At 69.1% G+C, this 26,042-nt stretch carries 26 protein-coding genes, 1 tRNA gene and 1 pseudogene; 17 read left to right on the plus strand and 11 right to left on the minus strand.

What is annotated here, in order from left to right:
• Nucleotides 1-11: 11 nt before the first annotated feature.
• The gene (locus EBH09_RS18850) at nt 12-275 is read right to left on the minus strand and encodes a GlsB/YeaQ/YmgE family stress response membrane protein (protein WP_121748154.1); all 264 of its coding nucleotides are present in this window, start codon (nt 273-275) and stop codon (nt 12-14) included.
• Between the two features lie 263 nt (nt 276-538).
• Between EBH09_RS18850 and EBH09_RS18855 the strand changes: the two genes are divergently transcribed.
• The gene (locus EBH09_RS18855; protein WP_121748155.1) at nt 539-688 is read left to right on the plus strand and encodes a twin-arginine translocase TatA/TatE family subunit; all 150 of its coding nucleotides are present in this window, start codon (nt 539-541) and stop codon (nt 686-688) included.
• Nucleotides 689-751: 63 nt separating this feature from the next.
• Here EBH09_RS18855 and EBH09_RS18860 read toward each other — a convergent pair whose 3' ends face one another.
• Together EBH09_RS18860 and EBH09_RS18865 are read right to left on the minus strand one after the other, a co-directional pair.
• Nucleotides 752-1,327 (minus strand): TerD family protein, encoded by a 576-nt coding sequence (locus EBH09_RS18860; RefSeq protein ID WP_121748156.1) that lies wholly within the window; start codon nt 1,325-1,327, stop codon nt 752-754.
• Between the two features lie 86 nt (nt 1,328-1,413).
• Complete coding sequence (locus EBH09_RS18865) at nt 1,414-1,680, minus strand: GlsB/YeaQ/YmgE family stress response membrane protein (RefSeq protein ID WP_121748157.1); 267 nt, start codon at nt 1,678-1,680, stop codon at nt 1,414-1,416.
• Between the two features lie 150 nt (nt 1,681-1,830).
• Between EBH09_RS18865 and EBH09_RS18870 the strand changes: the two genes are divergently transcribed.
• The 5 genes and pseudogenes from EBH09_RS18870 (at nt 1,831) to EBH09_RS18890 (ending at nt 4,929) form a co-directional block, all read left to right on the plus strand.
• Nucleotides 1,831-2,217 (plus strand): BlaI/MecI/CopY family transcriptional regulator, encoded by a 387-nt coding sequence (locus tag EBH09_RS18870; protein WP_193776397.1) that lies wholly within the window; start codon nt 1,831-1,833, stop codon nt 2,215-2,217.
• Between the two features lie 6 nt (nt 2,218-2,223).
• The gene (locus EBH09_RS18875; protein ID WP_121748158.1) at nt 2,224-3,156 is read left to right on the plus strand and encodes a M56 family metallopeptidase; all 933 of its coding nucleotides are present in this window, start codon (nt 2,224-2,226) and stop codon (nt 3,154-3,156) included.
• A gap of 60 nt (nt 3,157-3,216) precedes the next feature.
• Nucleotides 3,217-3,660: pseudogene (locus EBH09_RS18880) on the plus strand (cation transporter); the annotation flags it as partial.
• A gap of 592 nt (nt 3,661-4,252) precedes the next feature.
• Nucleotides 4,253-4,534: a hypothetical protein gene (locus EBH09_RS18885; protein WP_121748159.1), complete on the plus strand. Its 282-nt coding sequence runs from the start codon at nt 4,253-4,255 to the stop codon at nt 4,532-4,534.
• Nucleotides 4,531-4,929, plus strand: a complete 399-nt coding sequence (locus tag EBH09_RS18890) for a PIN domain-containing protein (RefSeq protein WP_121748160.1) — start codon at nt 4,531-4,533, stop codon at nt 4,927-4,929. Before EBH09_RS18885 ends, EBH09_RS18890 begins: the two co-directional genes overlap by 4 nt.
• Nucleotides 4,930-5,083: 154 nt before the next feature.
• Here EBH09_RS18890 and EBH09_RS39045 read toward each other — a convergent pair whose 3' ends face one another.
• The 4 genes from EBH09_RS39045 to EBH09_RS18900 all read right to left on the minus strand — a co-directional run bounded on the left by EBH09_RS39045 (nt 5,084) and on the right by EBH09_RS18900 (nt 6,597).
• Entirely contained in the window at nt 5,084-5,743 is a 660-nt protein-coding gene (locus tag EBH09_RS39045; RefSeq protein WP_238697360.1) for a hypothetical protein, read from the minus strand.
• Entirely contained in the window at nt 5,743-5,952 is a 210-nt protein-coding gene (locus EBH09_RS39050; RefSeq protein ID WP_238697361.1) for a hypothetical protein, read from the minus strand. The genes EBH09_RS39045 and EBH09_RS39050 overlap by 1 nt, the downstream gene beginning before the upstream one ends.
• Complete coding sequence (locus EBH09_RS39055; RefSeq protein ID WP_238697362.1) at nt 5,946-6,290, minus strand: DUF4365 domain-containing protein; 345 nt, start codon at nt 6,288-6,290, stop codon at nt 5,946-5,948. Before EBH09_RS39055 ends, EBH09_RS39050 begins: the two co-directional genes overlap by 7 nt.
• A 233-nt stretch (nt 6,291-6,523) precedes the next feature.
• A tRNA-Gly gene (locus EBH09_RS18900) sits at nt 6,524-6,597 on the minus strand.
• 549 nt (nt 6,598-7,146) lie between these two features.
• On the opposite strand from EBH09_RS18900, the gene dcd reads away from it, so the two are divergent.
• On the plus strand, nt 7,147-7,722 hold the full coding sequence (dcd, locus tag EBH09_RS18905; RefSeq protein ID WP_121748161.1) for a dCTP deaminase: 576 nt from the start codon (nt 7,147-7,149) through the stop codon (nt 7,720-7,722).
• Between the two features lie 39 nt (nt 7,723-7,761).
• On the plus strand, nt 7,762-8,259 hold the full coding sequence (locus EBH09_RS18910; protein WP_121748162.1) for a phosphoribosyltransferase: 498 nt from the start codon (nt 7,762-7,764) through the stop codon (nt 8,257-8,259).
• A 105-nt stretch (nt 8,260-8,364) separates the two neighbouring features.
• Here the strand turns inward: EBH09_RS18910 and EBH09_RS18915 are convergent, their stop codons facing one another.
• Both EBH09_RS18915 and EBH09_RS18920 read right to left on the minus strand, forming a co-directional pair.
• Nucleotides 8,365-9,378 carry a YIP1 family protein gene (locus tag EBH09_RS18915; protein ID WP_121748163.1) on the minus strand — a complete coding sequence of 338 codons (1,014 nt, stop codon included), beginning with the start codon at nt 9,376-9,378 and terminating at the stop codon, nt 8,365-8,367.
• Between the two features lie 180 nt (nt 9,379-9,558).
• Nucleotides 9,559-11,841, minus strand: a complete 2,283-nt coding sequence (locus EBH09_RS18920; protein ID WP_121748164.1) for a (Fe-S)-binding protein — start codon at nt 11,839-11,841, stop codon at nt 9,559-9,561.
• A 241-nt stretch (nt 11,842-12,082) separates the two neighbouring features.
• On the opposite strand from EBH09_RS18920, the gene EBH09_RS18925 reads away from it, so the two are divergent.
• From EBH09_RS18925 to EBH09_RS18955, 7 genes are all read left to right on the plus strand, one after another.
• Nucleotides 12,083-13,249: an MraY family glycosyltransferase gene (locus EBH09_RS18925; protein ID WP_121748422.1), complete on the plus strand. Its 1,167-nt coding sequence runs from the start codon at nt 12,083-12,085 to the stop codon at nt 13,247-13,249.
• A 95-nt stretch (nt 13,250-13,344) separates the two neighbouring features.
• A complete protein-coding gene (dnaK, locus tag EBH09_RS18930; protein WP_121748165.1) occupies nt 13,345-15,201 on the plus strand; it encodes a molecular chaperone DnaK in 1,857 nt (618 codons plus the stop codon).
• A complete protein-coding gene (grpE, locus tag EBH09_RS18935; protein ID WP_121748166.1) occupies nt 15,198-15,914 on the plus strand; it encodes a nucleotide exchange factor GrpE in 717 nt (238 codons plus the stop codon). The genes dnaK and grpE overlap by 4 nt, the downstream gene beginning before the upstream one ends.
• Before the next feature lie 33 nt (nt 15,915-15,947).
• A complete protein-coding gene (gene dnaJ, locus EBH09_RS18940) occupies nt 15,948-17,147 on the plus strand; it encodes a molecular chaperone DnaJ (RefSeq protein ID WP_121748167.1) in 1,200 nt (399 codons plus the stop codon).
• 5 nt (nt 17,148-17,152) lie between these two features.
• On the plus strand, nt 17,153-17,608 hold the full coding sequence (locus tag EBH09_RS18945) for a helix-turn-helix domain-containing protein (protein ID WP_121748168.1): 456 nt from the start codon (nt 17,153-17,155) through the stop codon (nt 17,606-17,608).
• A 185-nt stretch (nt 17,609-17,793) separates the two neighbouring features.
• Nucleotides 17,794-18,912, plus strand: a complete 1,119-nt coding sequence (locus EBH09_RS18950; protein ID WP_121748169.1) for a substrate-binding domain-containing protein — start codon at nt 17,794-17,796, stop codon at nt 18,910-18,912.
• A 150-nt stretch (nt 18,913-19,062) separates the two neighbouring features.
• Nucleotides 19,063-20,109, plus strand: a complete 1,047-nt coding sequence (locus EBH09_RS18955) for a helix-turn-helix transcriptional regulator (protein ID WP_121748170.1) — start codon at nt 19,063-19,065, stop codon at nt 20,107-20,109.
• On the opposite strand, the gene EBH09_RS18960 is transcribed toward EBH09_RS18955, so the two are convergent.
• Entirely contained in the window at nt 20,060-21,055 is a 996-nt protein-coding gene (locus EBH09_RS18960) for a helix-turn-helix transcriptional regulator (RefSeq protein WP_121748171.1), read from the minus strand. The two genes, EBH09_RS18955 and EBH09_RS18960, sit on opposite strands and share 50 nt — an antisense overlap.
• The gene (locus tag EBH09_RS18965) at nt 21,052-22,089 is read right to left on the minus strand and encodes a helix-turn-helix transcriptional regulator (RefSeq protein WP_193776398.1); all 1,038 of its coding nucleotides are present in this window, start codon (nt 22,087-22,089) and stop codon (nt 21,052-21,054) included. Before EBH09_RS18965 ends, EBH09_RS18960 begins: the two co-directional genes overlap by 4 nt.
• Before the next feature lie 305 nt (nt 22,090-22,394).
• On the opposite strand from EBH09_RS18965, the gene EBH09_RS18975 reads away from it, so the two are divergent.
• Together EBH09_RS18975 and clpB are read left to right on the plus strand one after the other, a co-directional pair.
• Nucleotides 22,395-22,730, plus strand: coding sequence for a hypothetical protein (locus EBH09_RS18975; protein ID WP_121748173.1), 336 nt, complete (start codon nt 22,395-22,397; stop codon nt 22,728-22,730).
• A gap of 303 nt (nt 22,731-23,033) precedes the next feature.
• On the plus strand, nt 23,034-25,634 hold the full coding sequence (clpB, locus tag EBH09_RS18980; RefSeq protein WP_121748174.1) for an ATP-dependent chaperone ClpB: 2,601 nt from the start codon (nt 23,034-23,036) through the stop codon (nt 25,632-25,634).
• Nucleotides 25,635-26,042: the final 408 nt, after the last annotated feature.

Genomic DNA, 26,042 nt, shown 5'->3' on the forward strand with positions numbered 1-26,042 from the left:
GCGCCGCGGTGTCAGCGACGTGCTTTGGCGCGATCGAGGGCGGCGACACCGAGGGCCGCGAGAGCGATCTGGATGAGCCACTCGACCCAGTCGACGCCGTCGGTGTCGGCGACACCGAAGGCTGCGGCGAGGGCTGAGCCGATGAGAGCCGCGACGATGCCGACCGCGATGGTCCACAGGATGCCGATGCGCTGCCGTCCGGGAATGACGAGTCGGCCCAGGACCCCGATGACGATGCCGATCACAATGGCGCTGATGATGCCGGAGATCTCCACGTCTACTCCTTCGTTGTCTTTATCTCGCGCTTACGACTGCCCCTTCAGGGGGTCGCCAGTCCCCCGTCATGCACCGGTCGGGAACGGACCTGCCCGGCACGAGGGCGCGGAAGTCGGAGTCGTCGTACCGGCCACCAGGGCTGGAATGCGTCCTTGCTGGAAGATCGCGCCGGCAAGAGACTTCTACAGCACTGTAGTTGGCGCCGTGCGGTCGGTGAAGCGTCCGTTTCCGGGCTGCGCCCGTTGTGAAGGGAGCGGATTCGGTGTTCGGTCTGAGTGAACTGGCTCTGGTGCTGGTTGTGGTGGTCGTCGTTCTCGGGGTCAAGAAGGGGCCCGAGTTGATGCGCTCTGCGGGCAGGGCCGCACGCGTCCTCAAGGGCGAGAAGAAGGCGTTGAAGGAGCGTGAGCAGTGAGCTGAGCCGGCTCGGAGGGAGAGTGCGGTCCTGCTCTGGGCGAGCAGGACCGAGGCGGCTCCGTCAGACGTTGACGCCGAAGTCGGCGGCGATGCCGGCCAGCCCCGAGGCGTAGCCCTGGCCGACGGCCCGGAACTTCCATTCGGCGCCGTGCCGGTAGAGCTCGCCGAAGACCATGGCGGTCTCGGCGGAGGCGTCCTCGGAGAGGTCGTAGCGGGCGATTTCCTGGTTGTTGGCCTGGTTGACGACGCGGATGAACGCGTTGCGGACCTGGCCGAAGCTCTGGCCGCGGTTCTCGGCGTCGTGGATGGAGACCGGGAAGATGATTTTGTCGATCTCGGTGGGGACGGTGGCGAGGTTCACCTTGACGGCCTCGTCGTCGCCCTCGCCCTCGCCGGTGAGGTTGTCGCCGGTGTGCTCGACCGAGCCGTCCGGGCTGGTGAGGTTGTTGTAGAAGACGAAGTGCCCGTCCGAGGGCACCTTGCCGGAGGCGTCGAGGAGCAGCACCGAGGCGTCCAGGTCGTAGTCGGTGCCGGTGGTGGTTCGCACGTCCCAGCCCAGACCGACCAGTACGGCGGTCAGGCCCGGCGCCTCCTTGCTCAGCGAGACGTTGCCGCCCTTGGCCAGGGAGACTCCCATTGCGTACTCCTTCTCGGTAGGTGTGGTCCGCGCCGTGTGCGAGGCCACGGATGTCGAAGAGAGGGACAGAGCTTGTGGGGGGCCTGTCAGTCCCGGGAGCTGCCGAACAGCAGGCGATAGCCGACCAGCAGCGCGAGGGCGCCGACTATGGCGGACCCCCACGTCGCGGCGTCGAAGAACTCCCGCTGCACCGGGCGGTCGAGGAACTCGGCCGACAGCCAGCCGCCGAGGAAGGCACCGGCGACGCCGATCGCCGTCGTGCCGACGCAACCGCCGGGATCCCGTCCGGGCAGGATCGCCTTGGCGATCGCTCCGGCGAGCAGTCCCAGCACCAGCCAGGCGATGACACCCATCCTTCTGCGCTCCTTACCGCTGGGTTGTTCATGAGGCGAACGGCCCTCGGACAGCCTATCTTCTACAGTGATGTAGATGGTGTGGTGGTCGGAGGGCGTCTATACGATGTCCGCCCGGGAAGCTGGCGGTGGGCGGAAGGGGGACGGGACGTGGCGGACAGTCGACGTCCCCGGCGGCGGGGGCAGGGTGAGCTGGAGGCGCTGGTGCTGTCGGCGCTGCGGGAGACGGGCGGGCCGGCCACGGCCGGCCGGGTGCACGAGCAGCTTGGCGAGGGTCTCGCCTATACGACGGTGATCACGATCTTGACCCGGTTGCTGGACAAGGGTGTGGTGACCCGTGAGCGGGCAGGCCGTTCCTTCGTCTGGCGGCCGGTCGCCGACCAGGCGGGTCTGGCGGCGCGGAAGATGCGCCGGGTCCTGGACGCGGAGAACGACAGGGAGGCGGTGCTGACCAGTTTCCTCACCGCCCTCGACCCGGCTGACGAACGGCTTCTGCGCGGCCTGCTGGCCCAGCCACGGAGCGACGGAGGAGACTGACACCTCATGGGAGTCTTCGTCTTCCTGCCGCTCGTCCTGCCGCTTACCGCTTGGCCGATCTCCCGGCTGGCCGAGCAGCATCTGCACCCGCGGACAGCGACCAGGCTGCTCACGGCTGTGGCCACCGTGATGGCACTGTGCAGCACGGTGTGCCTGGCGTTGGTCATGGTGGTCGGGACGGCGCAACTACCGGGGAATCCTCTGCCCGACGGCTGGTCCGACCCGGAGGTGCGGGCGGCGGTCCCCTTCGACGAAGTGGCCGGGAAGGCGGCGATCCCGGCTCTGTGCGCGGTTCTCCTGTCCTGCGGGCGGACGCTGTGGCGGCACGGCCGGGTACGTCGTCGTGCTCACCGCGCACTGGCCGGACTGCCGGACACCACGGTGGCCGTACTCGTGGACGACGTCCCTTACGCGTACGCCCTGCCCGGCGCACGGCGAGACCGAGTCGTGGTGACCACCGCCCTGCTGGGCTGCCTGGAACCGGCGGAACGCCGCGCGCTGTTCGCCCACGAGCGGGCACACCTCGTCGGGCGACACCACCGCTATCTGCTCGCCGTGCAACTCGCCTCACGCGCCAACCCGTTCCTGCGACCACTGCGTTCCACAGTGACGTACGCGGCGGAACGGTGGGCCGACGAGGAAGCGGCCCGTGCCGTGGGGAGCCGGCGGGTCGTGGCGCACGCGATCGGCAAGGCGGCCCTGGTGTCACGCGAGGTGCCCGTGGCGACACTGGCGGGCATGGCCGGGCCGGGGCCGGTGCCGCGCAGGGTGGCCGCCCTGCTGAAGCCCGCTCCGGCGCCGCGCAACTGGCCGTCGGCGTCCACCTCGGTGGGGTGGGCGGCGTGGGCGGCGGCGGCGGGCACCGTCGTGTCGGCGATGTCGTCCGCGAACTCGGCCGTGACCATGTTCTTCATCCTGCACGCCGCGACACCGCTCTGAACGAGAGGGCCGAGAGCCAGGCACGGGCTGCCAACGTGACTCCGGCCGCGGCTCAGTCCCGAGTTCGCGGCGGTCGCGGTCCTCGTCATGATCGGGGGCTGGGCGGTGGCCCGCGCGGCGGAGGGCATCGTGGAGCACAGGGGCCTGAACGCCGGCCTTGTGGGCGCCGTGTTCATTGGCCTCGTCAACGCCCTGCCGGAGACCGTCACGTCCATCGCCGCCGTCCGGCGCGGAGCCGTCACCCTCGCCATCGCCGCCATCATCGGCGGCAACTGCCTGGACGCGCTCAACCTGGTCGTCGGCGACGCCGCCTACCGAGGCGGGTCCCTGTTCCACGCCGCCAACCCGGACGAGCTGTTCCTCACCAGCGGGGCCATGGTCATGACGGCGGTCCTGCTCGGTGGCCTTCTGGTCCGCCAGAGGCGCGGCTGGCTGAGGGTGGGCTTCGACGGCATCCTGCTCATCGCCGTCTACGCCAGCATCGTCACCGTGCTCGCCGTCTGAGCAGAAGCCTGGCGCAGGGGAGAGCAGGGCGGAGCCAGGAACAGGGACGGTCGTTGGGGAGAGCTACGGCTGCCCGGTATCCGGTGCTTCCTGTCTACGGCTGTCCAGGGCGCTTCTTCGACTGGCCCCGAGGGCCGGCAGCAAGACGGTCGAAGGGCACCGCCGGCACCGCTCACCGCGTTGTGCTCCACAGGGTCCTTCCCCCTCCCCCGCAGAGCTTCATGGAGCGGGTGACGAGAATCGAACTCGCGCTCTCAGCTTGGGAAGCGACGGCGCTCGCACAGGCTCCATGGCTCTGACCAGCATTGATACCTGACCCCAAGGTGATCGGGCGTGTCGGAACGCACTGTCGTTGACCGTGGGTTTCCGCCCTTACGGGCATGCGAAGGGCACGGGACCTCGGAAGTGGTAGGCCAGCGTCACCGAGGAGACGGCTGCACACGGTCCGTCCAGTGCGGGGATCAGCTGTTGAACGGGACGTTGCGGCCGCACTGTATCCACGAGCGCCTGGCGCCGGGTCCCCTGTCATTCGATCAGAGCCGCGCGGTGCACTCTCCGCCCGCTGTGCTATTTCGAATGGCATACTCGGAGTGTGACTGACGACGAAGTTGACTTCCCGCCCGGCGACGGCCCCACCAGCGGTATCTCCGTCACCTTGACCGCCGGAACCCTGCAGGCCATCCGTGAGCGGGTCGGCAGGCGAGGTGTCTCGGCCTACCTGGAGAAGGCGGCCCAGCGGCAGATCGAGCGCGACAATCTGGACGAGCTGATCGCAGACTTCGACAAGGTGCACGGTCCGGCCGATCTCGAGGCCGTGGCGGCCAAGCGTGCCCGGCTGACCGGAGGCACCACGGACGCTGGGGCGGCCGCGTGAGCGGTGTCCTGGTCCTGGACAGCGAGGGTCTGGCGAAGGCCGTACACCGGGATCGGGAAATCCACGAGTGGCTGACGGCTGCTCGCGACGCGGACCTGCCCGTGATCACCTCGGCGGCCGTGTTGGTCGAGGTGATCCATCCGAGGATCAACGACGCCGCACTGAAGTGGACCCTGTCCCGCCTGAGCGTCGAGCCGGTGACCCAAGCCGTCGCACAATCCGCTGCCGCCTTGCTGCGGGCAGCGGGGCTGCACGGCCACAAGTACGCCATCGACGCCATGCTGTGCGCGACCGCCTTGCAGCATCCCGGCCGGGTGACGATTCTGACTTCGGACGTGGAAGACATCGGGCTGCTCACTGCCGAGCATCCGCGCCTGAGTGCGGAGAAGGTCTGAGCCGCGACGCCTTGTAGAGGCGGTGCTCGCCGTGCGGACTCGGCTCTGGCTCAGCGGTCTCCTGCCCAGTCGGCAGGTCGGCTGGGAGGGACACCCTCTCGACCTGCTCGGATCAGGCTGAACGATGGCATGGTCGGCATCGGACAGGGGCGTGTCACGCCCGAGTAGCGGCACCCCCCACCGTTTCGAAGCCCCTGGAAGGGCATGGACTCGGGCTCCGGCACGCGCCAGACGATGCGGACTTGCTCGTCGAGAGGAAGCGAGGGGCGATGTATATGCAGTGGATGAAGTAGAGAACGGCCAGTCGAAATGCCTCCGGTTCGATGTCGGTCGACTTCGTCACCGTGGCCCGGCTCAGCTTGTTCACTTGGCGCACGACGCTTGAATCGGCTTCGAGTGGGCCGAGCTCGCTGAGGATCTCCGGATCGAGTTCGGCCTCCTCGCGCATGGCCTGGACCGACCGTCTCAGCAGGTCGGGCTCCGATTCGACCCGGTCGACGATTCGGGCGATGACGTAGTCATGGAGCACATCCGCCTCGATGTCGCCGTGCTCCACCGGTTCCTCGCCCGTGCAACTCGGGCACCCCTCGCACTCGGTGGGTTCGTCAGCCTCCTGAGTGGAGACGAAGCACGAGACCACCCACATAATCTCGGCACGGTCTAGCTCCGGTTTCTCGGCGGTCGACAGGTCGGGGCCGCCCCATTGACTACCGGGATCACTGCCATCTCCGTCTCGACCCTCCGGCGGCGTCATCTCGGAGCGCAGCAGGAACTCCGCACTGACGAGGTACGGTTCCCAGCCGTGCGCGCTCATCAGCAGCGTCGCCAGCGCGTCCCCGGGCGCTTCCAGAAGATGAGATCTTCATCGAAGCCGTTGACGAAGTGCAGGACGTGGTCCGTCGAATCGAACTCCACTCCGGACATCTCGCTCAGGTGGGTCAGGACCGCCTGACGGCCCCGGTAGCGTCCGACGTAGCGGCGGGCCTGGGCGACAAAGAACGGCACAGTGCTGTCGTTCAGCACAGCGTTGGGGCTGACGCCGATGAAACGGGGGGCAGTGGACCGGACCGTCGGAGCTGTTGGGTGGCGTTCGCCCAGTGCAGTTGTCTGGTGTCCGGGTCGTACACCACGCAGTAGACAGGAATGTTCCCGTCCGCCCAGGTGTCACCGTGCTGGTCGACAGGCTCCGCGTAGCCGTTGCCTCGGCGCCAGCTACTCCCACCCTGGACCTTGATCGTGTCGCTCGTGAGATGTCCGTCGTCGGCGAAGGTGATGTAGAAATCCTCCCCGAAGTCGTTCTGCCCGGATATCTCTTGAACGATGTGGTCGTGGTCTTCGAGCAGGGTGCGCAACGCGTTCACGGCAGCCTGTCCCGCACGCCGCTCCCTTCGACACCTTCGGCATGCCACGCCCCCTTCAGAAGGTTCCTCGCCGGCCCTTGCAGATGAGGGGCCGGTGCCTGCCTGGATCAGCCTGCCTCATACCTATGACACCGAGGTCGGAACGAGGGAGGTCGTAGAGCGCCTGCTGAGCGGCCTGGCATGGCGCGGCCCGGAAACGACTGAGGCCCAGGTCATTGACCTGGGCCTCAGTATGGAGCGGGTGACGAGAATCGAACTCGCGCTCTCAGCTTGGGAAGCTGATGTTCTACCATTAAACTACACCCGCGTAAGACGCCGACCACGTCGGTGCCTGGACGCTCGCTCACTCTACCTCATCGCTGGCCCCCGGTGTTCGCGCCGTGGGGCCGGCGGGCGTTTCGGCGGGGGTGATGCGGCTGCGGAGGGCCGGAGTTGGGGCGTACGGTGGGCGCGTGGGCGAGGGGTCCCGGAGGGGCCGGAGTGCCGCCTGGAGAGTCGTCTCTTTGATCCCGTACTGTGGCTTTTGTCGTCAGGGTAGTAAGCCAGACGCGGCTCTTGGGGAAGGGACTTGAAGGACTTGATGGATCGCACCGTCCTCCGCTGTGCCGATGGGCACGTGTTCACCGCCGCCTCGTTCCCGATGCAGCAGGCCGAGCGACTCGGCCCCGGCCGGCTCGTCCGATGTCCGCGGTGCGCGCGGCTGCGGAGTGCCGTGCCGGTGGGGTCGGAGAAGCGGTAGCCGGCCTCCCTGTCGGGGAGACCTCAGTAAGGACCCAGTAGTAGTCAGTCAGCAGGACCGGGCGCGTGGGGCGGCGGCGATTGTCGCTGCTCCGCGCGCCTTGCGTATCCTCGGTGCGTGCTTCTCTCAGACAAGGACATCCGGGCCGAGATCGATTCCGGGCGGGTCCGCATCGAACCCTTCGACGACTCCATGGTGCAGCCGTCGAGTATCGACGTGCGCCTCGACCGCTACTTCCGGGTGTTCGAGAATCACCGGTACCCGCACATCGACCCCTCCGTCGAGCAGACGGACCTGACCCGGCTCGTGGAGCCGGAGGGGGACGAGCCGTTCATCCTGCACCCCGGCGAGTTCGTGCTGGCCAGTACGTACGAGGTCGTCTCGCTGCCCGATGATCTCGCCTCGCGGTTGGAGGGGAAGAGCTCGCTCGGGCGGCTCGGTCTCGTCACGCACTCCACCGCCGGGTTCATCGACCCCGGGTTCTCGGGGCACGTGACGCTCGAGCTCAGCAATCTCGCGACCCTGCCCATCAAGCTGTGGCCCGGGATGAAGATCGGGCAGCTGTGCATGTTCCGGCTCACGTCGCCGGCCGAGCACCCCTACGGCAGCGAGCGGTACGGGTCCCGTTACCAGGGGCAGCGGGGGCCGACCGCCTCCCGGTCCTTCATCAACTTCCATCGGACCCAGGTATGAGCCGGGTATGAGCAGCGAGAACGCAGGCGGGACGCGAGCATGAGTGACGTTCGGGAGAATCTGACCTACGAGCAGTTCGGCGTCGCCGTGCGCGAACTCGCGCAGGCCGTCGCCGACGACGGGTACGAGCCGGACATAGTGCTCTCCATCGCCCGTGGCGGGGTCTTCGTGGCCGGCGGGCTGGCGTACGCGCTCGACTGCAAGAACATCCACCTGGTGAACGTCGAGTTCTACACCGGGGTCGGGACCACGCTCGAGATGCCGGTCATGCTCGCGCCCGTGCCCAACGTCATCGACTTCTCCCGCAAGAAGGTCCTCATCACCGACGACGTCGCCGACACCGGCAAGACGCTCAAGCTGGTGCGGGACTTCTGCCTGGACACCGTCGCCGAGGTGCGCAGCGCCGTGATCTATGAGAAGTCCCACTCGCTCGTCCAGTGCGAGTACGTGTGGAAGCGGACCGATGAGTGGATCAACTTCCCGTGGAGCGTTCAGCCTCCCGTCGTGCGGCGGGCCGGTCAGGTGCTCGACGCCTGATCCGCGGAGACGGACGGAGGCGGACGGATAGGGACGGATACGGACGCAAGGAGAAGGGCCCCCGGCGCGATGCCGGGGGCCCTTCTCGTGCCGGTCGGGGCGTCGTCAGAACGTGCCCAGCTTCACGATCGACAGCAGCGCGATCAGCTGGATCGCCGACGCGCCGAGCGCCTTCGGCCAGGGCAGGTCGTGGGAGCGGCCGACCATCAGGGTCAGCAGGAGGCCGGCCGCGACCCAGGTGGCCCAGCCGAGGATCTGGACGAAGGGCGCGTCGCCGCCGGCGAACATGGCGACGATCAGACGCGGGGCGTCCGTGATCGACATGATCAGCATGGAGAGGCCGACCGTGGGCTGCCACGCGCCGTCGCCGCCGAGCTGGCGGGCCAGGGTGTGGGTGACCACGCCCAGGACGAACGCGCTCAGCACCATCGCCACGGCAGTGGTCAGGACGATCGGGACCGCGTTCGAGAGGGTGGCGTTGATCGCCTCCTCGCGCGCGCCGTCGAAGCCGAAGACCGCCAGCAGGCCGTAGAGGAAGGTCACGATGAGCGCCGGGGCCCACATCGCATAGTCCCGCATCTGGAGGAAGGTCTGGTTGGGGGCGACGACGACGCCCCTCAGCAGTGCCTTCCAGTGCAGACGGGGGCCGACCGGGCCGGGCGGCGGGGCGGAGCCGGCGCGGTAGGTCTCGCCCTGGTTGTACGGGTCGTCGCCGACCGTGAACGCCTGGGTGTGACCCGGGTTGTTGGCCGCGTACGGGTCGTGCGGGGCCTGGCCGCCCCCGTGGTGGCCCCCGTGGGGGTAGCCGCCGTCGCCGAAGTACTCCGGCTCGCCGTGCCCGCCGCCGTGCGGCTGCGGCCACGGTGATCCGCCGGCGCCGGGGCCGCCGCCGTACGGCTGCTGCGGGTACGGCTGCCGGGGCGTCGCGGGACCGCCGTACGACGGTCCCTGGGGCGCCTGCTGTCCGTACGGAGGGTGTTGCGGTCGCGCGTTGGGAGCGCCGTTGTTCCGGCCGCGTCCGATCCTGAATCCAGCCACGCCTTCGAACGTACCTGGTCCCGGAGAGTGACGTGCGTGGCCCGGCCTTTCGGGGGGCCCTTTGCTGCCGAGCTGTGACATCCCCTACGGGGGTTGAGCGGGGCGTCCCCTAGGGGCCGGCCGTACGGGGGCGGGCAGACCTCAGCGGCCCCGGACCAGGCACCGGCGGTCCGGCCCGCCGGGGGAGGAACGGCGACGGCCCCTGACCCGCTCGGGGTCAGGGGCCGCCGTCACTCGGACTGCCGGGCCGGGCGGGGCCGGTTACTTCACCGGCTCCGGCGCCGGCTCGCTCTCCGTCTCCGGCTCGCCCGCCGGGTCGGCCGGGGTCTTGACGGAGTCCAGCAGGAGCTGGGCGACGTCGACGACCTGGATGGACTCCTTGGCCTTGCCGTCGTTCTTCTTGCCGTTGACCGAGTCGGTCAGCATGACGAGGCAGAACGGGCAGGCGGTGGAGACGATGTCCGGGTTGACCGAGAGGGCCTCGTCGACGCGCTCGTTGTTGATGCGCTTGCCGATCCGCTCCTCCATCCACATCCGCGCACCACCGGCGCCGCAGCAGAAGCCGCGCTCCTTGTGACGGTGCATCTCCTCGTTGCGGATGCCCGGGACGCTGGCGATGATCTCGCGCGGGGGCGTGTAGATCTTGTTGTGGCGGCCCAGGTAGCACGGGTCGTGGTACGTGATGATGCCCTCGACCGGGGTGACCGGGAGCAGCTTGCCCTCGTCGACGAGGTGCTGGAGCAGCTGGGTGTGGTGGATGACCTCGTAGTCGCCGCCGAGCTGCGGGTACTCGTTGCCGAGGGTGTTGAGGCAGTGCGGGCAGGTGGCGACGATCTTCTTGGCCGACTTGGGCTTCGCCGACTCGGGCACCACCTTGCCGTCCTCGTCCATCTCCTCGCCGAAGGCGGCGTTGAGGGACATGACGTTCTCCATGCCGAGCTCCTGGAACAGGGGCTCGTTGCCGAGGCGGCGGGCGGAGTCACCGGTGCACTTCTCGTCGCCGCCCATGATCGCGAACTTGACGCCCGCGATGTGGAGCAGCTCGGCGAAGGCCTTGGTGGTCTTCTTGGCGCGGTCCTCCAGGGCGCCGGCGCAGCCGACCCAGTAGAGGTACTCGACCTCGGTGAGGTCCTCGATGTCCTTGCCGACGACCGGGACCTCGAAGTCCAGCTCCTTGAGCCACTCCAGGCGCTGCTTCTTCGCCAGGCCCCAGGGGTTGCCCTTCTTCTCCAGGTTCTTGAGCATCGTGCCCGCCTCGGACGGGAACGCCGACTCGATCATCACCTGGTAGCGGCGCATGTCGACGATGTGGTCGACGTGCTCGATGTCCACCGGGCACTGCTCGACGCAGGCGCCGCAGGTGGTGCAGGACCACAGGACGTCCGGGTCGATGACGCCGTTCTCTTCGAGGGTGCCGACCAGCGGGCGCTCGGCCTCGGCGAGGGCGGCCGCGGGGACGCCCGCCAGCTGCTCCTCGGACGCCTTCTCCTCGCCCTCCATCGTCTTGCCGCCGCCGGCCAGCAGGTAGGGGGCCTTGGCGTGCGCGTGGTCGCGCAGGGACATGATCAGGAGCTTGGGGGAGAGCGGCTTGCCCGTGTTCCAGGCGGGGCACTGCGACTGGCAGCGGCCGCACTCGGTGCAGGTGGAGAAGTCGAGCAGGCCCTTCCAGGAGAAGTGCTCGACCTGGGAGACGCCGAAGACGTCGTCGTCGCCGGGGTCGGCGAAGTCGATCGGCTTGCCGCCGGAGGTCATCGGCAGCAGCTCGCCGAGGGCCGTGCCGCCCTTCGCGTCGCGCTTGAACCAGATGTTCGGGAAGGCGAGGAAGCGGTGCCAGGCCACGCCCATGTCGGTCTTCAGGGCGACCGTGATCATCCAGATGAAGGAGGTCGCGATCTTCAGGCCGGCGAAGAGGTAGACGAGGTTCTGGAGCGTGGAGACGTCCAGGTCCTGGAGCGCGGAGACGACCGGGTACGAGATGAAGAACGACGCCTCGTAGCCGTCCACGTGGTGGAGGGCGCCCTCCAGGGCGTGCAGCATGAAGATGCAGACGCCGACGATGAGGATGACGGCCTCGACGAAGTACGCCTGGCCGAAGTTGGAGCCGGCGAAGCGGGACTTGCGGCCCGGCTTGTTCGGCTTGCTCAGCTGGCGGATCCCGATCAGGACCAGGATGCCGAGCACCGTCATCGTGCCGATGAACTCGACGAAGACGTTGTACGGCGCCCAGTCGCCGATGACCGGCAGGATCCAGTCGGCCTCGAACAGCTGGCCGATCGCGTTCACGATCGTCAGCAGCAGGGAGAAGAAGCCCACCGCCACGAACCAGTGCGCCACGCCGACGATGCCCCAGCGGTTCATCCGGGTGTGGCCGAGGAACTCCCTGACCACGGTGATGGTTCGCTGTGCGGGTTCGTTGGTCCGCGTGCCGGCCGGTACCGGCTGGCCGAGCCGCATGGAGTTGTAGATCTGCAGGACGGCGCGGCCGAACAGTGCGACGCCGACCACGATCAGGACCAGCGACACGATGATCGCGGCGAGTTGCATTTGGGGGCTCCTCGGGCCTGCGAGGTTTCGAGGGGGGCGGTATTACTAAGCGGTAACTTAGGTAGTTCGTCTGAGACTACCCCCATCCTCCGCCGCACTGTAGCCGGACGTGCGGTGATCTGCGTCGCTGAGGCAACCCTGACCGGCGGGCCCGGTCGCGGGGCGCGGCGTCTCGCTGAGTCGGACGCGCCATTCTTCGCAAATCATGATATTCGGCTTGTTCCGGGCATAGGTTGTGCCCGTGCTCTACGGGATCATCGCCGCCACCGCGTCCTTCCTCCTCGCCGCCCTGCTCACCGCGCTGCTGCGGGCGTCCGCGCTGCGCCTCGCCCTCGTCGACCGGCGACGGCAGCGGCCCGTCCCCCTGCTCGGAGGTGTGGCCGTCGTCCTCGTCACCGGGTTGGTCGCGTGGGCCGGGGACTGGACCGGTGTCGTGCCGCTGGGGTCGTTGGTCGGCCGGCTGCTGATGGCCGGTACCGCCGTCGGCGCGCTCGGCCTGGCCGCCGACGTGTGGCGGCTGCGGCGGCGGTGGCTGCTCGCCGGTACGGCCGTCGCGGCGGCGTGCGTGGTGCCGTACGAGGTGACCGGGCCGGTGGCCGGGGCGCTCGCCGTGGGCTGGATCGCGGTGGTCGCCGTCGCCTTCCGGGGGCTCGACCACGCCGACGGGGTGGCCGGCACGGTGGGGGTGGTCACCGCCTTCGGTGTCGGTGCCTGTGCCGCCGCCGAGTTGATGGACGGGCTGGCGGTGCTGCTGAGCGCGCTGGCCGCCGCGCTGACCGGGTTCCTGCTGCACAACTGGCATCCCGCGCGGATCGCGCTCGGGGCCTGCGGGTCGCTCTTCGCGGGCTTCCTGCTCGCCGGGGCGGCGGTGTTCACCCGGGCGGGGCACGAGCCCGGGGCCGGCGTGGGGGTGCTGTTCGCGCTGACGGCCCTCGCGAGCGTCGACGCCGTACTCGTACTCCTCTCGCGCCGGCTGGCCGGACGGCCCCTGCTGCGCGGCGGGCCCGACCACATCGCCCACCGGCTGCGGCGGCTCGGGCTCACTCCGCAGGGCGCCGTGGTGGCCCTCGGAGCGGCCTCGTTCGGCGGGGTGCTCGTGGGCGCGCTCGTGCACACCGGATGGGCGGGGGAGGCGGCGTTGCTGTGGCCGGCGGGCGGGGCCGCGGCCGGAGTACTGGGGCTGCTGCGGGTACGGGTGTACGAGCCCCGGAGGGCGGGGACGGATCCCCGGACCCGTGCGTCACTTCACGGGCCTCGCGCGGAACCGCGGGGACGGCCCCAGGAGTCCCCCGAGGCGACGGCCGGCCTGTCCCGTGCGCCCTCCCGGGCGGCGATTTTTCCGGTCCGTCAGGGCAGGCGCGGCGAGGAACCCCAGGTCAGCGCGCCTTTGCGTGTAAGGAACGGATAAGAGTTGAGTCTGCTCGACTCACGTCTGTTGACCCAGCGATCGGCGTCATGCACACTTGAGCCTGTTCCACTCAAGTCAGCTGGAGGTTATTCACCATGGCACGTGCGGTCGGCATCGACCTGGGCACGACTAACTCCGTCGTCAGCGTTCTGGAGGGCGGCGAGCCCACCGTCATCACCAACGCCGAGGGCGCCAGGACCACGCCGTCCGTCGTCGCCTTCGCCAAGAACGGCGAGGTGCTGGTCGGCGAGGTGGCCAAGCGCCAGGCGGTCACGAACGTCGACAGGACCATCCGGTCGGTCAAGCGCCACATGGGCACCGACTGGAAGATCAACCTGGACGGCAAGGACTTCAACCCGCAGCAGATCAGCGCCTTCGTGCTGCAGAAGCTGAAGCGGGACGCCGAGTCCTACCTGGGCGAGAAGGTGACCGACGCGGTCATCACCGTCCCGGCGTACTTCAACGACGCCGAGCGCCAGGCCACCAAGGAGGCCGGTGAGATCGCGGGCCTCAACGTCCTGCGCATCGTCAACGAGCCGACGGCCGCCGCGCTGGCGTACGGCCTCGACAAGGACGAGCAGATCATCCTCGTCTTCGACCTCGGTGGCGGTACGTTCGACGTCTCGCTGCTGGAGATCGGCGACGGCGTCGTCGAGGTGAAGGCCACCAACGGTGACAACCACCTCGGTGGTGACGACTGGGACCAGCGCGTCGTCGACTACCTGGTCAAGCAGTTCCAGTCCGGCCACGGCGTGGACCTGGGCAAGGACAAGATGGCCCTCCAGCGCCTCCGCGAGGCCGCCGAGAAGGCCAAGATCGAGCTGTCCTCGTCCACCGAGACCTCGATCAACCTCCCCTACATCACGGCCTCCGCCGAGGGCCCGCTGCACCTGGACGAGAAGCTCACCCGCGCCCAGTTCCAGCAGCTGACGTCCGACCTGCTGGAGCGCTGCAAGACGCCGTTCCACAACGTCATCAAGGACGCCGGAATCCAGCTGTCCGAGATCGACCACGTCGTTCTCGTCGGTGGCTCCACCCGTATGCCCGCCGTCGCCGAGCTCGTCAAGGAGCTGACCGGCGGCAAGGACGCCAACAAGGGCGTCAACCCGGACGAGGTCGTCGCCATCGGCGCCGCCCTGCAGGCCGGTGTCCTCAAGGGTGAGGTCAAGGACGTCCTGCTCCTCGACGTCACCCCGCTGTCCCTCGGTATCGAGACCAAGGGCGGCATCATGACCAAGCTCATCGAGCGGAACACGACGATCCCGACGAAGCGTTCGGAGATCTTCACCACCGCCGAGGACAACCAGCCCTCCGTGCAGATCCAGGTCTACCAGGGCGAGCGCGAGATCGCGGCGTACAACAAGAAGCTCGGTATGTTCGAGCTGACCGGTCTGCCCCCGGCGCCCCGCGGCGTCCCGCAGATCGAGGTCGCCTTCGACATCGACGCCAACGGCATCATGCACGTCACGGCGAAGGACCTCGGCACCGGCAAGGAGCAGAAGATGACCGTCACCGGCGGCTCCTCGCTGCCGAAGGACGAGGTCGACCGGATGCGCCAGGAGGCCGAGAAGTACGCGGAGGAGGACCACGCCCGCCGCGAGGCCGCCGAGTCCCGCAACCAGGGCGAGCAGCTCGTCTACCAGACGGAGAAGTTCCTCAAGGACAACGAGGACAAGGTCCCGGGCGAGATCAAGACGGAGGTCGAGGAGGCCGTCGCCGAGCTGAAGGAGAAGCTCAAGGGCGAGGACACCGCCGAGATCCGCACCGCCACGGAGAAGGTCGCCGCCGTCTCGCAGAAGCTGGGCTCGGCCATGTACGCCGACGCCCAGGGCGCGCAGGCCGCCGGTGGCGAGGCTCCGGGTGCCGGCGCCGGTGCCGGTGACAAGGCGGCCGACGACGACGTCGTCGACGCCGAGATCGTGGACGACGAGCGCAAGGACGGTGCCGCGTGACGGAGGAGACCCCGGGTTTTGACGAGAAGCCCGACGTCCCCTCCGGCGCCACCCCTGACGACGCCGAGCCGAAGGCCGCCGCTCCCTCTTCGGAGGAGGGCGCGGCCCCGGCCGGGGACGCGAGTGAGAACGCGGGCCTGGTGGCCCAGCTGGACCAGGTGCGCACGGCGCTGAACGAGCGCACGGCGGACCTCCAGCGACTCCAGGCCGAGTACCAGAACTACCGCCGCCGCGTCGAGCGGGACCGCGTCGCGGTCAAGGAGGTCGCCGTCGCGAACCTCCTGTCCGAGCTGCTTCCCGTGGTCGACGACATCGGCCGCGCCCGGGAGCACGGCGAACTCGTCGGCGGTTTCAAGTCCGTCGCGGAGTCGCTGGAGTCGGTCATCGCCAAGATGGGCCTCCAGCAGTTCGGCAAGGAGGGCGAGCCCTTCGACCCGACGATCCACGAGGCCCTGATGCACTCGTACGCGCCGGATGTCACCGAGACGACGTGCGTGGCGATTCTGCAGCCCGGGTACCGGATCGGCGAGCGCACCATCCGCCCCGCGCGGGTGGCGGTGGCCGAGCCGCAGCCGGGTGCGCAGACGGCCAAGCCGGCCGAGGAGAACACCGAGGCACCGGCCGACTCCGCGGAGAACGACGGGAACACCGGGAACGCCGGAACCGCCGGAACCGCCGGGAACAAGGAGAGCGGTGGCCCGGACGAGGGCTGAGCTTGACGTGACGAGAGAGGAGGGACGTCGGGGATGAGCACCAAGGACTTCATCGAGAAGGACTACTACAAGGTCCTCGGCGTCCCCAAGGACGCCACCGAGGCCGAGATCAAGAAGGCGTACCGGAAGCTCGCCCGCGAGTACCACCCGGACGCCAACAAGGGAAACGTCAAGGCGGAGGAGCGCTTCAAGGAGATCTCCGAGGCCAACGACATCCTCGGTGACCCCAAGAAGCGCAAGGAGTACGACGAGGCCCGCAGCCTCTTCGGCAACGGCGGTTTCCGTCCGGGGCCGGGCGCGGGCGGCGGCGGCACCTTCAACTTCGACCTGGGCGACCTCTTCGGAGGCGGTGCCCAGGGCGGGGGCCAGGGAGGGGCCGGCGGCTTCGGCGGGGGGCTCGGTGACGTCTTCGGGGGCCTGTTCAACCGCACCGGCGCCGGCGGCCCCGGCACCGGCACGCGGACCCAGCCCAGGCGTGGCCAGGACATCGAGTCCGAGGTCACCCTGAGCTTCACGGAGGCCATCGAGGGCGCGACGGTCCCGTTGCGCATGTCCTCGCAGGCACCCTGCAAGGCCTGTTCGGGCACCGGCGACAAGAACGGCACGCCGCGCGTGTGCCCGACCTGCGTCGGTACCGGCCAGGTCGCCCGGGGCTCGGGCGGCGGCTTCTCGCTCACCGACCCGTGCCCGGACTGCAAGGGCCGCGGCCTGATCGCGGAGGACCCCTGCGACGTCTGCAAGGGCTCCGGACGGGCCAAGTCCTCCCGGACGATGCAGGTCCGCATCCCGGCCGGGGTGTCGGACGGACAGCGCATCCGGCTGCGCGGCAAGGGCACGCCGGGCGAGCGGGGCGGACCGGCGGGCGACCTGTACGTGGTCGTGCACGTCAAGGAGCACCCCGTCTTCGGCCGCAAGGGCGACAACCTCACCGTCACCGTCCCGGTGACGTACGCCGAGGCGGCCCTCGGCGGCGAGGTCCGGGTCCCGACGCTGGGCGGCCCGCCCGTCACGCTGAAGCTGCCGGCGGGCACCCCGGGCGGCAGAACCATGCGTGCCAGGGGCAAGGGAGCGGTCCGCAAGGACGGCACCCGCGGCGACCTTCTGGTCACCGTCGAGGTGAGTGTTCCGAAGGACCTGACGGGGAAGGCTCGTGATGCGCTGGAGGCGTATCGCGAGGCGACCGCGGACGAGGATCCGCGGGCGGAGCTGTTCCAGGCCGCGAAGGGAGTTTGACGGAGATGGACGGTCGTCGGCGCAATCCGTATGAACTGACCGAGGACACCCCGGTCTACGTCATCTCGGTGGCGGCCCAGCTCTCCGGCCTGCACCCGCAGACCCTGCGCCAGTACGACCGCCTCGGCCTGGTCTCCCCGGACCGCACGGCCGGCCGCGGGCGGCGCTACTCGGCCCGCGACATCGAACTGCTCCGCACGGTGCAGCAGCTGTCGCAGGACGAGGGCATCAACCTGGCCGGAATCAAGCGCATCATCGAACTGGAGAACCAGGTCGCCGCGCTCCAGGCCCGCATGGCGGAGCTGCAGGACGCCCTCGACGGGGCGGCCACGGCGATGCGCCAGCGCGAGGCGGCGGTACACGCCTCGTACCGCCGCGACCTGGTCCCGTACCAGGAGGTACAGCAGACCAGCGCCCTGGTGGTGTGGCGGCCCAAGCGGCACGGCCAGTCCTCGGACTGACGGCCCCGCACAAGGCAGAACGGCGACGACCGGCCCGGAGGTTCCACCGGATCCACCCGGCGCTCCGGGCCGGTTCGCAACGTTGCTGTCTCATTGGTCTAGTACTTCTTGACGATTTAGTGAAGACAGCGTTGGCTTCCTTCACCTGGGTCACCACAACACCCGTGTGTCGGAAGGTAAGCGCAGTGAACAGCCGTGCCCGTCGTATCGCCATATCCCTGGCCGCGTCCATGATGACCATCTCGCTGGCCTCCTGTGGTGTGCTGGGCGCGTCCGAGAGCAGTGACGAGGCGAGTCCGACCAAGGGCAACGACATCACTGTGGGGCTGCTCCTGCCGGAGAAGGCGAACACGCGCTACGAGCAGTTCGACTACCCCTACTTCAAGGCGAAGGTCGCCGACCTCACGCGCGACCAGGGCAACGTCAAGTACGCCAACGCCGAGGCGAACGCCTCGAAGCAGGCCGACCAGATGCAGCAGATGATCGACGACCAGGTCGACGTGATCGTCCTGGACGCGGTGGACGCGAAGTCCATCGGCACCGCCGTGCAGAAGGCCAAGGACGCCGGCATCCCCGTCATCGCCTACGACCGGCTGGCCGAGGGGCCGATCGACGCCTACATCTCCTTCGACAACGAACTGGTCGGCGAGGTGCAGGGCCGCTCTCTCGTCGAGGCGCTCGGCGACGGCGCGGACAGCTCCGACAAGATCGTCATGATGAACGGCTCGTCCACCGACCCGAACGCCAAGCAGTTCAAGGCGGGGGCGACGTCCGAGCTGAACGGCAAGGTGACGATCGCCCAGTCCTTCGACACCAAGGACTGGAAGCCGGAGAACGCCGAGGCGAACATGGCCAAGGCGATCGAGAAGATCGGCAAGAACAACATCGCGGGCGTCTACTCCGCCAACGACGGCATGGCGGGCGGCGTCATCAAGGCCCTGGAGGACGCGGGCGTCACCGACCTGCCGCCGATCACCGGCCAGGACGCGGAACTCTCCGCGGTGCAGCGGATCGTCACCGGCGAGCAGTACATGAGCGTGTACAAGTCCTACCCGCAGGAGGCCGAGAGCGCCGCGGAGATGGCCGTGGCGCGCGTCCAGGGCCGGGACATCCAGTTCGACGCCCTCGCCCGCGACAAGGTCGACAGCCCCACCCACAAGGGCATCCCCGCGCAGCTCGTCCCCGTCGTCGCCCTGACGCAGGACAACATCGAGCAGACCGTCATCGCGGACGGCTTCTACAAGGTCTCCGACATCTGCACGGCCAAGTACGCGGCGGACTGCGCGGAGATCGGGCTCAAGTAGTCCGGTTCGGCCCCCGTCCACCGCCCTGGACATACCTGCGGCAACCGGCATGTTCCGGCCGCCGTCACACGCCGAGCCGTGTTGCGGACCCGGTCCCGGCCGCGCATAGTTGCGCTGCGGAAAGAGCCGGAACCGGGGGTGGGATGGGCGATGGCCGGGCACGGGGCGGATGAGCATCCACACGGTGCCGACCGGCTGTGCGCGGCCGGGGACCACGTGTACTCCCGGGCCGTACGACGTGGCCGGGTGACCCGCCGGGACGCCGAGCCGGTCCCCTGCCTCCTGGAACTGGCCCTGCTGCACCCCGACCCCGACGACATGGACTGGCTGGTGCCGACCTCGCCGCAGGAGGTCATGACCCGGCTGCTGCGCGGTGTCCACGACGAGGTCAACGCCAGTCAGCGGCGGGTGGGTTCCGCGGTGGAGGCCTTCGAGCGGTACGCGGGCCTCGGCCGCCAGCTCCAGACCCCGGCCGGCACGGAAGGCGCGGCGATCCGCGTCCTGGACGGTCTGGCCCGCATCCAGGCCGCGATGGACGAGGCGACGCAGGCGTGCACGGCGGAGGTGCTCACCGTCCAGCCCGGCGGCATCCGGCGTGAGCCCGAGCTGTCGGAGGGACTGCACCGGGCGCTGGCGCTGCGCGGGCGCGGGGTGCGGATGCGGGACCTGTACACGCACGTGGCCCGGCATGGGCAGGGCCTGCTCAACTACCTGGAGCTGATGGGCGACGCGGTGGAGGCCCGCACCCTCGACGAGGTCATCGACCGCCTCATCCTCTTCGACCGCACGGTCGCCTTCATCCCCGCCAACACCGACCGCACGATGGCCCTGGAGCTGCGCCACCCCGCCCTGATCGCCTACCTGGGCACGGTCTTCGAACGCCTCTGGCGCCTGGCCATCCCCCTGACCGTGCCCCTCCCCGACACCGGCATCGAGGGCATCTCCCACCGCGAGCAGTCCATCGCGGCGCTGCTGGCGGAGGGCCACCAGGACGCGGTGATCGCGGAGCGGCTGGGCATAAGCGTCCGCACGGCGCGGGCCCACATCGCCCGCCTGTCGGAGACGCTGGGGGCGGCGAGCCGTACCCAGCTGGGGGTACGCATCGCCCAGGCCGGCCTGGACGGCGCCCCGCGCCTGCCCGCCACGATCAGGGTGCCCGATCAGGCTCCGGGTCGAGGATCCCCGACTGCCCGATGAGGTAGCCGAGTTGGGCCCGGCTTTCGCTGCCGAGGGTGGCGGCTAGTTTGGCGATATGGACGCGGGCGGTGCGGACGTTCATGCCGAGGCGGTCGGCTATGTCGGCGTCGGTGTGGCCTTCGATGAGGAGGGCGGCTATGGCTCGTTGGCGGGGGGTGATGCCGCCCAGTGACTGACGTTCGACGGTTTCGGGGTACATGGGGGTAGCGAGGCGCCAGAGGCGGTCGAAGGTGTTGATGAAGTAGGCGATCAGGGCGGGGTGGCGGACTTCGAGGGCGAGTGAGCGGTCGGCGCTGGCGGGGATGAAGGCGACGGTGCGGTCCACGACGATGAGGCGGTCGGTGACCTCGTCGAGGGTCCGCGCCTCCACGTTGCCCGTCAGGTGTTCGTAGCGGGCGCGTGAGTATGCGGCGTGGCGTGCGGTGTGCTGGTAAAGCGCGCGCATGCGAGCACCACGGTCGAGAAAGGCCTGGTCCCGCCTAATGGCCCCTTCGAGGATGTCAGGGCGCCTGGTGACCTTCGAATCGTGGGGCTGAATCGCCAGCAACTCGTGCCTGCCCTCGACCATGGCGTCCTCGATGGCCTGCCCCGTCCGCTCCTTGCTACTGAGGATTCTGAGTGCCGGAGTGGCCTCGCTCGCCGCCGCACGCGTGCCAAGGCGGATGAGAGGCTCGAACACATCCGCCAGACGTTCACCGCGCCGTCGCTCGCGGGCTACGTACTCTTCCGACGTGCGCAGCAGTCGCTGCAGGGCGACGGTCGGTTCGGTCGGCTCCAGCGTGTCCAGGTTGTCGATGGCCGGGTGCAGGAGACCGGTGTCGATCAGGCAAGGTGCTGTCGCTGCCGTGGCGCTGGGTACGCCGCCTTCACGCAGTGCGCGGGAGTACAGCTTGAGACCTGTCTCGCACAGTGCCTCGTCCCCATGCCGGTGCGTCTCGTCGGTCATGAGCGGTTTTCTCCTCCCAGACCCCGGGGCTCCTGCTCCAGGATCCCCGACTGGGCTATGAGATAGCCGAGTTGGGCTCGGCTTCCGCTTCCCAGAGCCGTGGCGAGTTTCGCGATGTGGGCTCGGCACGTGCGCACGTTCATGCCCAGACGGCGGGCGATGGCTTCGTCCACGTGCCCCTCCACGAGGAGCTTGGCGATGGAGTGCTGAATTTCCGTGATGCCGTCGGGCGCGGTCTCGTAGGGAGCGCCTGTACTCAACGGAACCGCACGGGACCACATGAACTCGAAAACCTTGATCAGGTACCGGACAAGCCCTGGGTGCCGGAGCTCCAGGGCCACCTGGCGATCATCGCGCGTGGGTATGAAGGCGACGGACTCGTCACAGACGATGAGGCGTTCCACCAACTCGTCGATCGTCCGGTACTCGACTTTGCCGTCCGAGAACTGGGACACGTAGCCCAGTGTCTCCGGGCTGTACCGGGCCGTGTGCTGGTAGAGAGTCCTGATACGCACTCCCCGTTCGAGCAGCGGCCTGTCGCGCTCCAGCCCTTGCAGCAGCGTGTGTTCCAGGCGCCGGCTGCTCGGCTGGACCGTGAGCATCTCGGACTGGCACTCGGACGTGGCCAGGTCCAGTGCCGCGTTTATGCGGTCGAGTCCCTCGAGGACTGCGATCGAGTGCGTGTTTGTGGTGGCGTGTGCGCCGAGAGTCAGGAACGGTTCGAAGGCATCGGCCAGCTCGATCGACATTCGCCTGCGTTCGGCGATCTCCCGCTCGATCGAGTTGAGACGCTGGGCCAAGGCGACCGATGGAGGCACAGGGCGCAGCCAGTTCGCATCGTCCGGATCTGGGTGGAGAAGGGCGAACTCCATCAGACATGGAACCGCTTCTGCGTCTCCTCGGGCAACGCGTCCAATACGCAGGGCGGTTGCGTAGAGGCGACTACCCTCCTCGCACAGTTCGGACATCGCATGGGGATGTGGCCTTTTAGTCCGATTCGTTATCAAATCTACACCCCCCAGGGTCCTGAACATGCAGGAACATGATGCACTGATTGTGTGGCCATGACGTGCCCGAATGAGCCATCGTCTTGTTCGACGGGGGAAGAGGGGACCTTCAAGTGAGGACGAAGCCGATTATGCGCAACAGATTGCTTCGCTCGGTGCTTGCTGTCGCCTTCTCCGCCGTCGTGGCCGTCGGTGCACTGACTGGTCTCTCTGGCGCGAAGGTCGACACTCGGGCGGACAGCACCTGGGGAATGGCTGCTTCCACGGTTACGACCGTGGCCAGTGCGGCACCTGCTCCCCTTGGTGAAGACGACAGCACTTGGGGCTGACTGATGACCACACCACCCGACGACCGCTCCTTCCGTCGCGAAATGGCCACCGCCTACCGCTCCGGATGGCACTTCATCGACCTGGTCACCGCGATCCCCCACGCCGGTGACTCCCTGATGGTGACCGTCTTCGGCGAACCGGTCGTCGTCACGTTGGACGAGGACGGCGATGTGCGGGCGTACCGGTGTCTGCGGCGGCCTCGGGGGGCGCCGCAGCCGGTGCGGTGCGCCATCCGATACGGAATGATCTTTGTGAACCTGGACCAGAGGGACCACCGGCTCGCGCAGCCGGAGGACCTCGAAGTGAGGACCATCTCGGCCACCCCCCGCAGCGCCTGACGCGATTCCCCCGTCGTTACAAATCGCTCAGGTGCTTCCCCCCGGCAGCGGCGTCACCGTGACCTGAACACGGTGACGCCGCTGTCGTTTTCGGCGACGTTTCGGGGTGTCGGCCCTGCTCCCGGGCTGGCAGAAAAAGGCTCTCGTGCGGGGGGGAGTGGGCACCCGTGTGGCACCTCGGCGGGGACCCGCGCCCGCTTTCTCCTTGAGTGGAATAGACTCAACTTTGTGTACGTTGCCTGAGTCAGCACTGGGAGACATGGCCGGACCGCCGACGGCCGACGCGAGGAGGAGAGCCAGAACGTGGACGCCGAGCTGACCAACCGGAGCCGGGACGCGATCAACGCGGCCAGCAACCGGGCCGTGACCGAGGGAAACGCCGACCTCACCCCCGCCCACCTGCTCCTGGCTCTGCTCCAGGGGCAGGACAACGAGAACATCACCGACCTGCTCGCCGCCGTCGAGGCGGACCTCGCGGCCGTGCGCACCGGCGCCGAGCGCATCGTCGCCGGGTTGCCCAGCGTGACCGGGTCCACGGTCGCACCGCCGCAGCCCAGCCGTGAGATGCTCGCCGTGGTCGCCGACGCCCAGGCCCGCGCCAAGGATCTCGGGGACGAGTACCTCTCCACCGAGCACCTGCTCCTCGGCATCGCCGCGAAGGGCGGCGCGGCCGGTGAGGTACTGGAGGGGCAGGGTGCCAGTGCGAAGAAGCTTCAAGAGGCCTTCCGCAAGGCCAGGGGAGGGCGCCGCGTGACCACCGCCGACCCCGAGGGTCAGTACAAGGCGCTGGAGAAGTTCGGCACCGACTTCACCGCCGCCGCCCGCGAGGGCAAGCTCGATCCCGTCATCGGACGGGACCAGGAGATCCGGCGGGTGGTGCAGGTGCTCAGCCGGCGCACCAAGAACAACCCCGTCCTCATCGGCGAGCCCGGTGTCGGCAAGACCGCCGTCGTGGAAGGGCTCGCCCAGCGGATCGTCAAGGGGGACGTGCCCGAGTCGCTCAAGGACAAGCGGCTGGTCGCGCTGGACCTCGGCGCGATGGTCGCCGGGGCGAAGTACCGGGGTGAGTTCGAGGAGCGGCTGAAGACCGTCCTCGCCGAGATCAAGGACTCCGACGGGCAGATCATCACCTTCATCGACGAGCTGCACACCGTGGTGGGGGCCGGGGCCGGCGGCGACTCCGCCATGGACGCCGGGAACATGCTCAAGCCCATGCTGGCGCGCGGCGAGCTGCGCATGGTGGGCGCCACGACGCTGGACGAGTACCGCGAGCGGATCGAGAAGGACCCGGCGCTGGAGCGCAGGTTCCAGCAGGTGCTGGTCGCCGAGCCGACCGTCGAGGACTCCATCGCGATCCTGCGCGGCCTCAAGGGGCGGTACGAGGCGCACCACAAGGTGCAGATCGCGGACAGCGCGCTGGTGGCCGCCGCGACGCTGTCCGACCGGTACATCACCTCCCGCTTCCTGCCCGACAAGGCCATCGACCTCGTCGACGAGGCCGCCTCGCGGCTGCGCATGGAGATCGACTCCTCCCCCGTCGAGATCGACGAACTCCAGCGCGCCGTCGACCGGCTCAAGATGGAGGAGCTGGCGATCGGCAAGGAGACCGACGCCGCGTCCCTGGAACGGCTGGAGCGGCTGCGGCGCGACCTCGCAGACAAGGAGGAGGAGCTGCGCGGCCTCACCGCCCGCTGGGAGAAGGAGAAGCAGTCCCTCAACCGGGTCGGCGAGCTGAAGGAGAAGCTCGACGAGCTGCGCGGCCAGGCCGAGCGGGCCCAGCGCGACGGTGACTTCGACACGGCCAGCAAGCTGCTGTACGGCGAGATCCCGACCCTGGAGCGGGACCTGGAGGCCGCCTCCGAGGCCGAGGAGGAGGTCGCGAAGGACACCATGGTCAAGGAGGAGGTCGGCGCCGACGACATCGCGGACGTCGTCGCCTCCTGGACCGGCATCCCCGCCGGGCGGCTGCTGGAGGGCGAGACGCAGAAGCTGCTGCGGATGGAGGACGAGCTGGGCAAGCGGCTCATCGGGCAGGGGGAGGCCGTGCGGGCCGTCTCCGACGCCGTACGGCGGAGCAGGGCCGGGATCGCCGACCCCGACCGGCCCACCGGATCCTTCCTCTTCCTCGGCCCGACCGGCGTCGGCAAGACCGAGCTGGCCAAGGCGCTCGCCGACTTCCTCTTCGACGACGAGCGGGCGATGGTCCGCATCGACATGAGCGAGTACAGCGAGAAGCACAGCGTCGCGCGGCTGGTCGGCGCCCCGCCCGGATACGTCGGGTACGAGGAGGGCGGCCAGCTCACCGAGGCCGTGCGGCGGCGGCCGTACAGCGTCGTGCTGCTCGACGAGGTCGAGAAGGCGCACCCCGAGGTCTTCGACATCCTGCTCCAGGTGCTGGACGACGGGCGCCTCACCGACGGGCAGGGCCGCACCGTCGACTTCCGCAACACCATCCTGGTCCTCACCTCCAACCTGGGCAGCCAGTACCTGGTCGACCCGCTGACCGGCGAGGCGGAGAAGAAGGAGCAGGTCCTGGAGGTGGTCCGGGCGTCGTTCAAGCCGGAGTTCCTCAACCGGCTCGACGACCTCGTGGTCTTCTCGGCGCTGAGCAAGGACGAGCTGAGCCGGATCGCGCGGCTCCAGATCGGCTCCCTCGCCCGGCGGCTCGCCGAGCGCCGCCTCACTCTGGAGGTCACCGACGAGGCCCTGGCCTGGCTGGCCGACGAGGGCATGGACCCGGCGTACGGCGCGCGCCCGCTGCGTCGCCTCGTGCAGACCGCGATCGGTGACCGGCTCGCCCGGGAGATCCTCTCCGGCGAGATCAAGGACGGCGACACGGTCCGCGTGGACCGCTTCGGCGACGAGCTGATCGTGGGCCCGGCCGCGAGCGGCAAGACGCTCTAGGGCGGCGAGGCGCCGGAGGCACGGCGCGATGCGTGGCCGGCCCTCCGTCCCCGCGCGTTGCGTGGCGGCCCGTCACCCCCGGTGGGTGGCGGGCCGCCGTGCGTCACACGGTGAGGTCGACGTCGACGCCCGCGCGGAACCCCGGCGCGGGCGCGTCCGGGCAGGTGTGCGCCGGCCGGTCCTGGACACCCGTGCCAGGCATGCGGGAGGTCGCGCAGTCATGAATGTCCTGGAAGCCCTGAGTCGCGCGCTCCCCGACCGGCCGCGCGCCGTCCGGCAGGGCGGCCTGGCCGGCGTTCCGGTCGTCCGGTTCGGACCCGCGTGCCCCGCCACCGCGTTCCGTGTCCGCCCCATGGCCCGCGTCCGTCCGCCCGGCGTCCACCCGACCGGCCGGATCGTGTCAGCCCA

This window comes from Streptomyces sp. E2N166, assembly GCF_003671715.1.
In the GTDB taxonomy this organism is placed as follows: Bacteria; Actinomycetota; Actinomycetes; order Streptomycetales; family Streptomycetaceae; genus Streptomyces; species Streptomyces thinghirensis.